Source organism: Brachyspira catarrhinii (genome assembly GCF_005518285.1).
GTDB lineage: Bacteria > Spirochaetota > Brachyspiria > Brachyspirales > Brachyspiraceae > Brachyspira > Brachyspira catarrhinii.
Window position 1 is genome coordinate 1 of sequence record NZ_SJDU01000014.1, and the last position, 14,818, is coordinate 14,818.

Below are 14,818 nucleotides of genomic sequence, written 5' to 3' on the forward strand. Positions count from 1 at the left end.
AACGGCTACGGGAGACCCAGCAACGGATTTAACGGACGCTTACTATAAAGGCGCTATTTCACTTACATCCCATAGCGTAAATGCAACAAGCGGAATTACTAAAGAAGAATTAGAAAATTCTATTTTAAGTTCAAGTAATATGGCATTTTATTTGAATATTACAAATAATAATTTAACATGGGCAGACTATCATATTGACGAGTTCGAGGTCGTAACTGATGAACAAGTGCAACAGTCTCTTGAAAGTCGTGTCCCTGTTCAACTGTTAAAATCTGGTTCTAAATATTCCGTGAGCGAAGTAGCCGATTATAGTAGCGATGAAGGTTATATAAATAAATTATATATAGAGTTTACTATCTCTGGCGACAATATATTAATTACATATATATATATATGGAGTATCAGCGGATTATGTGGTAGATGGGGTAAATTATAAATATAGTTATAAAACTACTTACGAGGGAACTTTGACTAATTATACTCCCACTACTTCTGGAAGTTAATATAGTTTTTGTTTAAACTTCTTAAGATTAAAAGACATCGCAATAAGCGGTGTCTTTTTTATTTAATAGTCGTTGCGAGGCTATTTTATAGCCGAAGTAATCTATTTAAATTGGATTGCTACGACTTTTGCCGCACAATGACGGTAAAATACTTGCCATTACGAGCGACTGATAAGGAAGAGAAGTAATCTACAAAAAAGAAAATTTATTATTTTGGATTGTTCGCCGTATTCGGGCAAAAGTCTCATCAGAGCTTTGCAATGACTAAATTTATTCAATAATCAACCTATCGGAATTCCATTTTCGCAATCTTCATTAATAGTCAATAATGCCACTTCTCCATTTTCTTTTACCGCGCCCAAAATTAAACATTCCGAGAAAAAATTCGCTATTTGTTTTTTAGGAAAGTTTACGACAGCGACTATTCTTTTCCCTATCAAATCCTCTTTTTTGTATAATTTTGTGATTTGAGCCGAAGAGACTTTTATTCCCAAACTTCCGAAATCTATCTTCAATTTATAAGCGGGCTTTTTTGCCTGTGGAAAATCTTCCGCTTCGATTATAGTTCCCGTTCTTATATCTAAAGCCGAAAAATTATCGAAAGAGCATTCTTCTTTTATAGAGTTCATTTTAAATCCTTTTAAATTTTTTATTATTATAATTATACAATAGTTTTATATATATTTAAATTTATTTTGTTTACATATAAAATAAAAGTTAATAAAAAATATTAACGAATAAAAATTATAAATACAAGGCATATAAATGAAAAATAAAAAAATAATTATAATAGGGGCGGGACTTTTGCAAGTTCCAGCTATACAGATAGCTCAAGATATGGGATTATATACAATCGTTTTTGATTATAATAAAGACGCGCATGGAATGAAAATAGCCGATTTGCCAATGGTTGTTTCGACTCGAGATGTTGACGGAAGCGTTAGAGCGGCGCGGGATTTAAGCAAACAGATGGAAATAAACGGAGTAATCACGGTTGGAACGGACGCGTCAACCACAGTAGCCGCAGTCGCAAACGCGCTCGGACTCCCTGGAAATAGATTTGAAGACGCTTACGCCGCCTCGAATAAAATCAGAATGAGAGAGAGATTCAAAAAAAATAATGTTCCGCAACCAAATTTTTTCCCCGTTTGGAATTACGAAGAAACTATCGAAGCGTTTAGACATTTGAATAAACCTGTCGTTTTAAAACCCGCCGACAATATGGGAGCGAGAGGAGTAATGAAAGTGGAAAACGAAAGTGATATACTTGCAGCTTTTAATAGAGCGAAAAGTTCTTCTCCTTCTGGCGAGGTTATAATAGAAGAATATATGGACGGTCCCGAACTTTCGATAGATATGCTTATATACGATAACGAAATTTATGTTACGGGAGTAGCGGACAGAATAATAGAATATCCGCCATTTTTTATAGAAACGGGACATATTATGCCTTCCAATTTGGATAAAGATAAAATAGACGATGCGATTAAAGTTATGAAGGACGGAATAAAAGCGCTTAATCTAAAAATCGGAGCGGCTAAAGGAGATATTAAAGTAACAAAAAACGGCGCTATGGTTGGAGAAATTGCCGCAAGATTGTCGGGCGGATTTATGAGTGCGTATACTTATCCTTTATCGACTGGAGTCAATTTGATTAAAAACGCGATAGAAATAGCCTTGGGAAATCCTCCGAGCGACTTAAAACCAAAATGGAATAAAGTTTCTGTGGAAAAAGCATTTTTGCCGGGAACGGGAATAATTGAATCCATAGACGGAATTGAAAAAGCAAAAAATATAAACGGAATTAAAGAAGTATTTATAAAAACTAAAGTTGGAGATATACTCGTTCCTCCGACAAATAATCTCGATAAAGCTGGAAATGTTATCGCCGTTGGAAGCACGAGAGACGAGGCTATAGCGATTGCAAATAAAGCGATTGATTCCGTTCATTTTAGATTAACGGACGAAAAAAACTTGACTATGGAAGAGATAAAGAGATTGGCTCAAGAAAAATTGGCTTCAAAATTTAATCTTTCTTATTTGTTTAGATATTGCACGGATGAAGAAACGGGACTTTCAAATTATATTTTCTGCCCGAATATAATTCATGAAGAAAAACCGATAAAATTAGAAACTACGATTTTCAATACTCATGTCGCTCAACCTATAATAATCGACACAATTCATAATCTTAAAGACGCTTTAGACGGAATAATGGATATAAGAGAATATTATCAAATAACGATGGATGTCGCTTCGAGCTGCGAAGTCCTTGCAATTTTAAACGATTTTAATAACGAGGAATTATTCGAACTTTCAATTAAAATAATCAAAGAGCATAAAAGAGGAATAATCATGCTAAACGGCAATAACTCCGAAGAAGTTTTGACGCATAGAGCGAAAGAATCTCAAAAAAACGGAGCATGCGCGGTAGGAATAGATTTGTCGTATTGTTATGATATTAATTCTATAGAAAAAAATAAAATATTTATAAAAACCGAAAAAGAATTGAATAATTTAAGAAAAAGTTTGGAAATTCCGCTTATAATAAAAGGCTTGTCAAACGATAAAGATATAGAAAATATATTTAATAAGAATATAAATAATCTATATTTTTCAAATAATAACAAGTATTTATTAAAAGGTATAAAAAAAGTTTCCGATACTATAAATAAGATTGCATTAAATTTACATGGCAGTCGTCATAAACCTCAAATAAACGCGCTTGCCGAATCTCCAAGATTTGGAAGCGATTTGTTTAAGTATTTTACGCTTGGAGCGAACGCCGTTTGTATAACGGAAGAGAGTTTTATCGCAACTGTGAGTAAAGGCAGAAAAGGTTTGGAGTATATGATATATTCCAATAAAGAAGAACTTGAAAAAATGATGAAAGTTTTTGGGAAATCGGAATTAAAATTCGACAGCGATATTATTTATAGAAATTAGGCGGCTTTATGGAGTCAAAAAAAATTAATTTATCGAAATCGTATTTATACGGATTTTTTGCTTCTATGATATGCGCATTGATATATAGCGCAGTATTTATTCCGATTTATATTCTTTTAATATCTTCCAATCCTCAAAATTTTTTCGTATATTTATTATACACTCTCGATATTTGGGTTTGGATTTGGATTGCGGTTTCAATATTATACGCTTTTATAATAGTTTTGATGTTTAATATAGAAAACGATTTTATAAACGGGGCGAGCAATTTTTTATTTTTTATCGTGACATCGGCGATAGTTTTGCTTTCTTTAAGCTATATTCCAGAAATACAAAAGATTTTATACAGAGGAGAATATACTTTTTATTTTGTAATACTTTCAGTAGCTTTATTTTTTATATCTATACAACTTACTTATTCTATAAAAAAAATGATAGTTTTCATGTATAAAACAATTATTTATAATTTGGGATACGAAAACGAAAATAACGAAGAATTTGGAGAAGAAAACATTAACAATGTTGAATCGGAAATATTTTTTGACACTCTAAAAAATATTATTTCTTTTTCACAAAGACATGAATACGCTATAGGACTTATCGGTTTTAAAATATCAAACCATAAAAAAATAATGGAAAAATGCGGAGATTTGGGTTATAAAAATATTAAAGAAGAATTGATAAAATTTATAAAACAAAATTCGAGGACGGGCGAAAATCAATGTTTGATAGAAAATAACACGATATACGCTTATATTTATTCGGACGAGGAAGACGCTTGGAAAACCATTAGAAGATATTTTAAGGGATTAAAGAATTATAATTTTGAATATAACGGCGAAAATATCGATATTGAAATAACTATGGCGATAAGCGGTTATGACTTTTCAATTAATAAAATGAATAAAATATCGACTTTTGTGATTAAAGATAATTTGATTTCCAAACTTCAAGAGGCTTTGATTGAAGCGGAAGAAACGGATAATCCTGTCGTATTTTATGAAAAAGGAATATAATTGTGGAAGTTTCATTAATATTTATAATAATCTTTATAGTCATATTGGCTGTTTCTACTAATTATATAATTAGAAGCGGAACTTACGGAAATAAATTAAAAAGAATAACTCAATTATACAACGAAAATAATTATGACGCGGCTATGCGCGAGATAAACGAACTCGACCCTAAACATAAAAAAGAACCTTATATATTGTGGGTTAGCGCGAATTTATATTATAAACAGCAGCAATTTATACTAGCTATGGCGGCTTTGCAAAATATAATAGATTCGGGAGCTTATACGAAAGAAGTAAGTCAATTAAATGTGCGAGAATTTTTAGCGAAAATCTACGAAGAGACGGGAAATTATAAAAAAGCTATAGACGAATATAACGAAATAATAAGATTGAAAGACCAAGATTTTGATTCTTTATATAAAGCGGGAACTATTTCCTACGAAGCGGGAGAATGGGCTTTGGCTCAACAATATTTTAGTTTGGCGGTAGCTCGAAACGACAGCAATCCTCAATTACTTTATATGCTTGCAAATTGTTATTATCAAATGCGTTCTTATCATGCGGCTCAACAGCATATTCAACATGCTTTGGATTTGGACCCTACTAACGTTCAATATCATTTGCTTATGGGAGAGGTTTTATCGGCATCGAGAGATTTTCAAAACGCCGTTGTGGAATTGGAAATCGCTTACGGAAGCAATACTTTGGAAAATAAAGACGCCATTTCTTTACAGCTTGCCAATTCTTATTTCGAGCTTGGAAATTACGATAAAGCGAAAAGTTATTACGAGCAGGTTTTGAATAAAGAAGATATACCGAACGAGAAAGTGGTTGACGAAAGATATAGATACGCCGAGACTTTGGTAAAAAATAAGCAGTTTGAAAACGCCGTTCGACAGTGGGAAATAATAAAAGCGACAAGAAATATTTATTTGGATATAGACCATAAACTAAAAACCTACAGTTCGATTATCGCAAATAACGCTTTAAGAACCGCTTTGGAGATGGATGTTGTAGATTATTTGGAAAAACATTTTTATAGAGTGCTTACTTTGAACGGATATATAGTGACCGACCATAGCAAAAAATCCGATACTTTGGTATTTTTCGTTACGATAAAGAAATTCGGCTCGGAAGGACAATCTTATAAAAGCACATTCGCTCTCGATACTTCGGGCTATCCTATGAGGCAGGATACGGTTGACCAATTTGTAGATTACGCGAGAGTTTATAAAAGCGCGCACTCTTTCTTAATCAGTATCGGCGGTTTCGCTCCAAATTTAAAAACGGACGACACTATAGCGATAATAGAGCCAGACAGATTCGAGGCTATAATCGAAGGCGTAATATCGTTTAGCGATTAATTTATAATCTAATCTTTATAAAATTAAATAAAAAATCTATTGAAGTTTATCAAATTATTAATTATAATCTTCTTAAAATAAATAAATTTTATTAAATTTTATAAATTAAAGAAATCAAAAAATAGGAATTTTTATTTTATGGAAAAAGTTAATATAAGTCTTATCGGCGTTGGAAGAATGGGACAATTTCATCTCAATGTTATAAATCAAATAAACTCCGTCAATTTAACTGGAATTTACGATGCGGACGAAAAACATTTAAACGAAATTTCAAGCAAATATAATTTAAATAGTTTTAAAAGTTTGGACGATGCTATAGACAAATGCGATGCCGTTATAATTGCAAGTCCGACAAAATTTCATTTCGATATAGCGAAAAAATCCGTTCAAAAAGGAAAACATGTTTTAGTGGAAAAACCTATGACGGAAAATTTTATTCAAGCCGAAGAATTGGAAGCGATTGTAAAAGAAAAAAATATTATATTTCAAGTCGGGCATGTCGAAAGATTCAACGGAGCGGTTCAAGAATTGCATCATATAATAGAAAATCCTTATTTGATAGAGGCGAGAAGATTAGCTCCTTTCACTCCTCGCATAACCGATGTGGGAGTCGTATTCGATATTATGATTCATGATTTGGATATTGTAACTTCTTTGGTGAAAAAACCTATAATAAGATTTTCTGCGAGCGGGAAAAGAATAAAAACTAAAAACGAAGATATTGCGAGTGCGTTATTGGAATTTGAAGGAAATACAATCGCCACGATAAGCGCAAGCAGAGTGACGCAGGAAAAAATCAGAACTTTAGCGATTAGCACGGATGAGGCTCATTTTATATTGGATTACGCCACGCAGGATATTACTATACATCGTCAGGCGGCGAGTCAAAGCAAAATAAAAACTTCGATAGGAATAAATTATACTCAAGAATCGATAATAGAGAGAGTGTTTATTCACAGAGATAATCCGCTCAAATTGGAAGACGAACATTTTGCCAACTGCATATTAGGAAAAGATAAAAAATTGGTTTCGATAGAAGATGATGTCCGCACGATTAAACTTACCGAAGATATTTTAAATAAAATAAAAGAAACTTGGTAATAATTTTTTGTAATAATATTGACATTAAAATCTATTAAACTATAATTTAAATATATTTCAAATTGGAGAGAAAATATGTTAAAAAAAATTATTGCCTTATTTTTTGCTTTCATTATTTTATTAGTTTCATTTATAGGTTGTTCTGAAAACGAAACCCAAAAAGACGGGCAGCCTCGACTCGGAATAACGATTTACAGCTATAACGATAATTTTTTGTCTTTTATGAGAAGAAATATCGAATCGATGCTAACGGGTAAAGCTTCTTTTATTATGAACGATTCGGAAAACGACCAAGCGAAACAATACGACCAAATAGACGCGGCGATTCAAAGAAAAGTTGACGCTTTGGCTATCAATTTAGTCGACCCGATGTCAGCGAATATGGTTATCGATAAGGCGAAAGCTTCTGGAATTCCCGTGATATTTTTTAATATAGAACCTCGATTGGAACATATTATGAGTTACGATAAAGTTTGGTATGTCGGAACGAGAAGCAGAGAATCGGGAGATATTCAGGGAGAGATGGTATTAAACGCATGGAAGTCAAATCCTAAATGGGATAAAAACGGAGACGGAAAAATTCAATATCTTTTATTAAGAGGTTTGGCGGGACATCCAGATACGGAAGGAAGAACGGAAAGAATAAAAGCGGTATTGACAAATAACGGCATAGTTTTAGAACAGCTTGACGAACAAACCGCCAATTGGGATATTCTTCAGGCTCAAAATATAGCTAACACTTGGATAAAAAAATTTGGAGACAGTATAGAGTTTATTTTTTCAAATAACGATTCTATGGCTTTGGGCGCTTTAAAGTCCATTCAAGCGCAAGGCTATAATATAGGAAACGAAAATAAATTTATTCCAATAGTGGGAGTTGACGCTATTCCAGAAGTTATAGAAGAGATAAGAAAAGGCTCGATACTCGGAACTGTTTTACAAAGTCCTAAAGACCAAGCGAGAGCGGTTGTCGATATGGTTTTAAATGTCGCTTCGGGAAAAGATGTTTTGGACGGAACGGATTATACGCTTGACGATGTGAAAGCGGTTAGAGTTCCTTATAAAGCGATTACGAAAGAGAATATAGAAGAGGCTTTGGAGGCTTATAATTAAAATTATAATAAATACTTTATATAGAAATATAATAAAGTAGAAAAACTTGATTTAAAAATAAAAATGTATATACTTAATAATTAGAATATTAATTAAATTTATTTTCAAGGAGAATTTAAATCATGAGAAAATCTTTAATCTTTATTGTAAGCGCGATGCTTATAATATCCTCCGTTTTGATAATGTCATGCGGAGACAATGGCGGAACTACCGTGAGCGCGGACGCGCCGACTATCGGAGTTACAATATACCGATACGATGACAATTTTATGTCTTTCGTTAGAAGGAATATTGAAAGTCTTATTTCTGGAAACGCTCATTTGATAATGAACGATTCTCAAAACAATCAGGCTCAGCAAAACGACCAAGTGGATGTTATGCTAAACAGAGAGGCTAAAGCTTTGGCGATTAATTTGGTTGACCCTCAAGCGGCTCAAACTATAATCGATAAGGCGAAAGCGAAAGACATTCCCGTAATTTTCTTCAACAAAGAAGCGAGTCCTCAAGCTATGGCAAGCTACGATAAGACTTGGTATGTGGGAACTAAAAGCGAAGAATCGGGCGATATGCAAGGGCAGGTTGTGGTAAATACTTGGAGAGCGAATCCTTCTTGGGACAAAAACGGAGACGGAGTCATACAGTATGTTTTGATAAAAGGCGAACCTGGACATCCCGATGCCGAAGCGAGAACATCGCATGTAACGAAATATATAACGGAAAACGGAATCAGAGTTCAAAGATTGGAAGAATTAAACGCAAATTGGGATACTGCGAGAGCGAAAGATATTGTTGACGCTTGGATGCAAAAACATGGCGATAAAATAGAATTCATATTCTCAAATAACGATTCTATGGCTTTGGGCGCTTTGCAATCCATTCAGGCTTTGGGATACAATCAAGGCGACAATAATAAATTTATTCCAATCGTGGGAGTTGACGCTATTCCAGATATGTTAAACGAAATCAAAAAAGGCACGATTGTAGGCTCTGTTTTAAATGACGCTTTGAATCAGGCAAAAGCCGTTGTCGATTTGGCTTTGAATGTTTCGACTGGAAAAGAACCTTTGGAAGGAACGGATTGGACATTGGACGAAGTTAAAGCGGTTAGAGTTCCTTATGTTCCTATAACGATAGACAATATAGAAGTTGCAGAAAATACTTATAAATAAATTCTCATAACTTTAGGGGGTATTAAATTCTTTAATATCCCCGTTTTTTATATTATAAGTTTTAGTTGTAAGGAAAATGATTTATGAGTAATGATAAAAAAGTCATTCTTGAAATGAAAAACATCTCCAAACGATTTCCCGGCGTTCAGGCTTTGGATAACGCTCAATTAACCGTTAAAGAGGGCGAAGTTGTGGCTCTTATGGGAGAAAACGGAGCGGGAAAATCAACTTTAATGAAGTGTTTATTTGGAATTTATCATAAAGACGGCGGCGAAATATTTTTGGACGGAAAAGAGGTTAATTTTACATCTCCTAAACAGGCTTTGAATAACGGCGTGGCAATGGTGCATCAGGAATTAAATCAAGTGAGGCAGAGAAGCATCGCCGACAATATTTGGCTTGGAAAATATCCGACTAAATTGTTTATGGTTGACGAAAAAAAGATGTTTGACGCCACTAAAGAAATTTTTGATGATTTGGAAATTCCGTTAAATCCAAAAACTAAAGTAAATACTTTGTCAGTATCCGAAATGCAAATGGTTGAAATTGCAAAAGCGGTTTCCTACAATTCTAAAATATTGGTGCTTGACGAACCTACAAGTTCTCTAACCGAAAAAGAAGTTGCAAAATTATTCAAAATCATAAGAAAACTTCAGAGTAGGGGAGTCGGTATGATTTATATCTCTCATAAAATGGAAGAGATACTTCAAATTTCGGACGAAGTGACTATAATGCGAGACGGAAAATATGTGGCGACAACTCCGTCAAAGGATTTAACTACAGATATTATAATCAAGCAGATGGTTGGACGAGATTTGACTAATAGATTTCCTCCAAAAACCAATGCTCCCGCGGAAAACATTTTGGAGATTAAAAATTTTACGGCTTATTATCAGCCTTCATTAACCGATGTCAATTTTAATGTAAGAAAGGGCGAAATATTCGGAATTGCGGGATTGGTAGGAGCTAAAAGAACGGAAATACTTGAAAGCATTTTTGGTATGCGAACTTTATCGAGCGGGCAGATAGTCAAAAGAGATATGATGATAAAAAATAATACAACGAGAAAGGCTATAAAGCATGGTTTTGCGCTTGTGACAGAAGAGAGAAGACAGACGGGAATATTCGCTATGCTTTCTATTAATTTTAATTCGATTATAGCTAATATCGACAATTATAAAGGTAATTTCGGATTTTTGAATAATAAGAAAATGCATGACGACACGATGTGGGTAATAGACAGTATGCAAGTTAAAACTCCTTCGGAAAAAACTATGATACAGTCGTTATCGGGCGGGAATCAGCAGAAAGTTATACTCGGAAGATGGCTTTTAAGCGCTCCAGATATTTTAATGCTTGACGAACCTACTCGTGGAATAGATGTCGGCGCAAAATACGATATTTATAAATTAATTATAGATTTGGCTACGGAAGGAAAAACTATTATTATGGTAAGCTCCGAGATGCCCGAATTGTTGGGAATAACGGACAGAATAATGGTTATGAGTAACGGAAAGGTTGCGGGAATAGTCGATACGAAAGACACAAATCAGGAAGAGATAATGTCTTTGTCGGCTAAATATTTATGATTTAAAATTTATTTAAAATAAATTTTTTAAAATAATTAAAAAATAAAAAATAAGGAAAATATTATGTCGGAAGAAAAATCTAATCTTAAAACAATCAAAACTTTTATACTAAATAACGCGATATTTGCGGCTTTGCTTATAATATTAATCGGTATTATAATCAAAGAGCCTTCGTTTTTCAGGTTAAGCAATTTTTTAAATATATTCGCTCAAGCCTCGACTCGTATGATTATCGCGGTTGGAATCGGAACTTTGCTCGTCACTCAGGGAAACGACCTCGGAGCGGGCAGAGCGGTTGGACTTGCGGCAGTGGTGAGTGCGTCTTTGTTGCAATCGCTCGACAATCCGACAAGAATGTATCCTAATTTGCCTTTGCTTCCCGTTATTCTTCCAATACTTTTGGTTATGATTATACTTATGGTTTTCGGGCTTATAAACGGAATAATAATTTCAAAATTGTATGTGACGCCTTTTATTGCCACTTTGGGAATGCAGCTTATTCTTTACGGAGTGACAAGCACTTATTTTGACAGACCTCCTTACGGCGCGCAACCAATAGGCGGACTCGACCCGAGATTTACGAATTTGGCTCAAGGCGGAATAAGAATCGGAAACTATACGATTTCATATTTGATAATATTTGCCGTGATAATAACTCTTATAATGTGGGTTATTTGGAATAAAACGAAACTTGGAAAAAATATTTTTGCAGTCGGTGGAAATCCAGAAGCCGCCGCGGTATCGGGCGTGAATATTCCTCTAACTTTAATGATTGTCTACACTATGGCGGGCGCGTTATACGGAATAGCTGGCTCTTTGGAAGTTGCGCGTGTGGGTTCGGCTACAAACAATTTGGGAAACGGCTACGAACTTGACGCTATTGCCGCATGCGTTGTCGGAGGCGTTTCATTTTCTGGCGGAATAGGTTCTATTTTGGGAATAGTTTCGGGCGTTTTAATATTTCAGGTTATAAACTACGGCATGTCATTTGTCGGCATCTCTCCTTATATGCAATATATAATCAAAGGAGCGATAATAATAGCCGCAGTCGCAGTCGACACTCAAAAATACTTGAAAAAGGTTTGATTATTTATGACGGAAGATAACGGCCCTTTTAATAGAGAATTTAACAAGCGAGAAACCAGTAGAAGAACTATAAAATCTTGGCTATTTTTAGGTTTGATTTTTCTTATATTCGTTATTGTAGAGTTGATATATAGATTTGGATAAATTATTTTAATTAAGGCGATATTAATGTTGGATTTTGATTTTTCATTATTGGACGATAAGGATTTTAAAGAGGATTCGGTTCGAGAAGATATAATAGCTCCTTTATTAAAAGAATTGGGATTTGAAAGCAAAAAATCGCAGGAAGGATTAACTCTCAAACGTTCGGTTGCCTTAAATAGCGATACCATTTTGGGTTCTAATAAATCTATAAAAGCGAAAGATTTGATTATTCCAGATTATGTTTTATATATAGATGGCAAACCCCAATGCGTATTGGACGCTAAAAAACCTGATGTTAATATAAGATATAAAACAAAAAGCGAGAGACAAGCCTTTTATTATGCAAGCAATCCTAAAATGAAAGCTCCTTTTTACGCTTTATGTAATGGCAGAAGTTTAATATTATATCAAACTTCAAGCCAAGAATTAATATTAGAGATAGATTTGGAGAATGAATTAGACGATAAATTTTATATATTAAGAAAATATATTATTACTCCTATAGAAGATTTAAAACAATATAATAACCCAAAAAATCCTAAAAAACCTGACGAATGGTATCTTCGTAGAAAATTGCCAAGACCTATCGAGAAACCTCAAAAACAGTCCGAGTCTAGATATTATGGATGTATGGCTTATTTTACTCGTCAAAGTTGGGATATTGTTACTCAAAATATTAAAAATTTTACGGGAGAAAAAGATATAGTTTTTGACCCTTTCGGCGGAACGGGAGTAACGGCAATCGAAGCTATGATGAATAATCGCTTGGGAATTCATACGGATTTAAATCCTCTTTCCATATTTATGACAAAGGCTTTGACTTCAAAAGTCGATTTGGGCGATTTATACGATTTGGGCGAAGATATTTTAAGCGAATTTGAAAAATTAAGACCTAAAAACGAAAAAGAAGCGAAAGCGATATTAAAAAACGCTAAATATTTTCCAAACGCTATAGATAGAGAATTTGGCGAAACGGCAAGCGTAAAAAAGCAGGAAGAAATATTATGGATACCGAAAGACGAGATTTTGCCGAAAGGAAGCGATGTCGAAACCGTATTAAAATTATTTTCGCCTATTCAATTATCGGAGTTGGCTATTTTAAGAAAACTTATAATAAGAAAAACCACTAAAAAAAGAGAAATGCGATATTCTTTACTTTTGGCTTTTTATAATACGATTACTTTAATTAATTTAACATATCATAATACGCCAAGCGGAGGACCCGCTTCAGCCGTCATTCGATATTATAGATATAGAATTGCGCCAAAACCAGATTTTTTAGATACTGCAAAGGTTTATAGACAAAAATTAAAAAGAGTTATAAAAGGCAAGCAAGAACTTGATTCTTCCTCTCATTATTTTTATAAAACTTATTTTGAGCCATTAAGCGAAACGATTAAAAATTTTAAAGGTTCTATGATTTCCCAAAGAGACGATTTGAATAATGTCGGAACAAAAGAAAATGTTATAAACGGAGAGAAATTTTTTCAAGCGGACGCTACAAATCTTAAAGAGATTAACGATAAAAGCATAGATTATATTTATACCGACCCGCCTTACGGGGCTAAAATTCCATATTTGGATTTAAGCGCTATGTGGAACGCTTGGCTCGATTTTCCTGTAGATAAAAGTTTGAAAGAAAAAGAATGCATAGAAAAAGGAAGTTTGAATAAAAGCAGAGACGAATATTATACTTTAATGAAAGAAAGCCTTAAAGAAATGTATAGAGTTTTGAAATTTAATCGTTGGTTAAGTTTCGTGTTTCAACATCAAGACCCGAAACTTTGGCAACTTTTGGTTGACGCCGCCGAAGAAGTAGGTTTTGAATATGCGGGAAGCGTTAGACAAAATAACGGACAAACTACATTTAAGAAGAGACAAAATCCTTTTTCCGTATTAAGCGGACAATTAATTTTGCATTTTAAGAAAGTAGATAATCCGAAAACGAGAGCGAGAGAGGTTTTGGGAGATTTAAGCTACGATTTGGTTTTAAATGATATTGAAGCTACGATAGTTAAATATAACGGAGCTACAATCGAAGAGCTTTACGGAGATTTGACAAAAAGAGGATTGGAAAACGGATATTTGCATCTTTTGGCAAAAATGGGAGATAATTTTTTAATTTTCGTCAATCAAAATTTTGAATATAATATGCAAGATAAAAAATATAGAATTAAATCGGGAACTAAATTCAAAGGTTCTTCCGTTCCGCTTGAAGATAGGACGAGATATTTTATAGTTTCTTATCTTGGAAGATGCGAAATCGAGGGAAGAAAAGCGATTTTTGACGAGATTTGCCTTGAAGTCATACCTTTATTGAAAAACGGAGTGACGCCAGACGATAGATTTATTAAAGAAATTTTGGAAGAAGTCGCCACTTTAAATAAAAAAACTGGCGGTTGGAAATTGAAAACGAGCGAACCAAAATTATTTGACGATATTTAGAAAATTATAAAAAAATTCATGAATTATATCGGTTCTAAATTTACGCTTTCGTCTTTTTTGGAAGAAAATATAAAACAAACTCTTAAAGAAAACGATTCAAAAAATTTGTCCGAATGTATATTTTGCGATTTGTTTACGGGAACTGCGGCGGTAAGCAAAATATTCAAAACTCAAGTCAAAAAAATTATAGCGAACGATAAAGAATATTACAGTTTCGTTTTGGCAAAAAATTATATCGGAAATCATAAAACTATAAAAAGAAAAAACGAACTTATAGAAAAATTAAATAATTTAGAAAAAGTAAAATCAAAAATCAGTTTTAATTATTCGACATGCGGAAAA

At 33.6% G+C, this 14,818-nt stretch carries 12 protein-coding genes; 11 read left to right on the forward strand and 1 reads right to left on the reverse strand.

Annotated features, from left to right (window positions below):
• Positions 1 to 436, forward strand: a 436-nt coding sequence (locus EZH24_RS13945) for a hypothetical protein (protein WP_161976087.1), incomplete at its 5' end; no start/stop codon positions are given.
• 348 nt (positions 437 to 784) lie between these two features.
• On the opposite strand, the gene EZH24_RS01130 is transcribed toward EZH24_RS13945, so the two are convergent.
• Positions 785 to 1,132, reverse strand: coding sequence for a tRNA-binding protein (locus EZH24_RS01130; RefSeq protein WP_137997299.1), 348 nt, complete (start codon positions 1,130 to 1,132; stop codon positions 785 to 787).
• A 136-nt stretch (positions 1,133 to 1,268) separates the two neighbouring features.
• Between EZH24_RS01130 and EZH24_RS01135 the strand changes: the two genes are divergently transcribed.
• From EZH24_RS01135 to EZH24_RS01180, 10 genes are all read left to right on the forward strand, one after another.
• The gene (locus EZH24_RS01135; protein WP_137997300.1) at positions 1,269 to 3,449 is read left to right on the forward strand and encodes an ATP-grasp domain-containing protein; all 2,181 of its coding nucleotides are present in this window, start codon (positions 1,269 to 1,271) and stop codon (positions 3,447 to 3,449) included.
• Positions 3,450 to 3,457: 8 nt separating this feature from the next.
• A complete protein-coding gene (locus EZH24_RS01140; protein ID WP_137997301.1) occupies positions 3,458 to 4,465 on the forward strand; it encodes a hypothetical protein in 1,008 nt (335 codons plus the stop codon).
• Positions 4,466 to 4,467: 2 nt separating this feature from the next.
• Positions 4,468 to 5,829, forward strand: coding sequence for a tetratricopeptide repeat protein (locus EZH24_RS01145; protein WP_137997302.1), 1,362 nt, complete (start codon positions 4,468 to 4,470; stop codon positions 5,827 to 5,829).
• Between the two features lie 138 nt (positions 5,830 to 5,967).
• Positions 5,968 to 6,930 (forward strand): Gfo/Idh/MocA family protein, encoded by a 963-nt coding sequence (locus EZH24_RS01150; RefSeq protein ID WP_137997303.1) that lies wholly within the window; start codon positions 5,968 to 5,970, stop codon positions 6,928 to 6,930.
• Positions 6,931 to 7,005: 75 nt separating this feature from the next.
• Positions 7,006 to 8,043, forward strand: a complete 1,038-nt coding sequence (locus EZH24_RS01155) for a galactose ABC transporter substrate-binding protein (RefSeq protein WP_137997304.1) — start codon at positions 7,006 to 7,008, stop codon at positions 8,041 to 8,043.
• 122 nt (positions 8,044 to 8,165) lie between these two features.
• Complete coding sequence (locus EZH24_RS01160) at positions 8,166 to 9,212, forward strand: galactose ABC transporter substrate-binding protein (RefSeq protein WP_137997305.1); 1,047 nt, start codon at positions 8,166 to 8,168, stop codon at positions 9,210 to 9,212.
• An 83-nt stretch (positions 9,213 to 9,295) separates the two neighbouring features.
• Positions 9,296 to 10,801 (forward strand): galactose/methyl galactoside ABC transporter ATP-binding protein MglA, encoded by a 1,506-nt coding sequence (gene mglA / locus EZH24_RS01165; protein WP_137997306.1) that lies wholly within the window; start codon positions 9,296 to 9,298, stop codon positions 10,799 to 10,801.
• A 63-nt stretch (positions 10,802 to 10,864) separates the two neighbouring features.
• Positions 10,865 to 11,887 carry a galactose/methyl galactoside ABC transporter permease MglC gene (mglC, locus tag EZH24_RS01170; protein WP_137997307.1) on the forward strand — a complete coding sequence of 341 codons (1,023 nt, stop codon included), beginning with the start codon at positions 10,865 to 10,867 and terminating at the stop codon, positions 11,885 to 11,887.
• Between the two features lie 168 nt (positions 11,888 to 12,055).
• Positions 12,056 to 14,476, forward strand: a complete 2,421-nt coding sequence (locus EZH24_RS01175; RefSeq protein ID WP_137997308.1) for a DNA methyltransferase — start codon at positions 12,056 to 12,058, stop codon at positions 14,474 to 14,476.
• Positions 14,477 to 14,494: 18 nt separating this feature from the next.
• On the forward strand, positions 14,495 to 14,818 hold a 324-nt coding region (locus tag EZH24_RS01180; RefSeq protein ID WP_170310820.1), incomplete at its 3' end, for a DNA adenine methylase.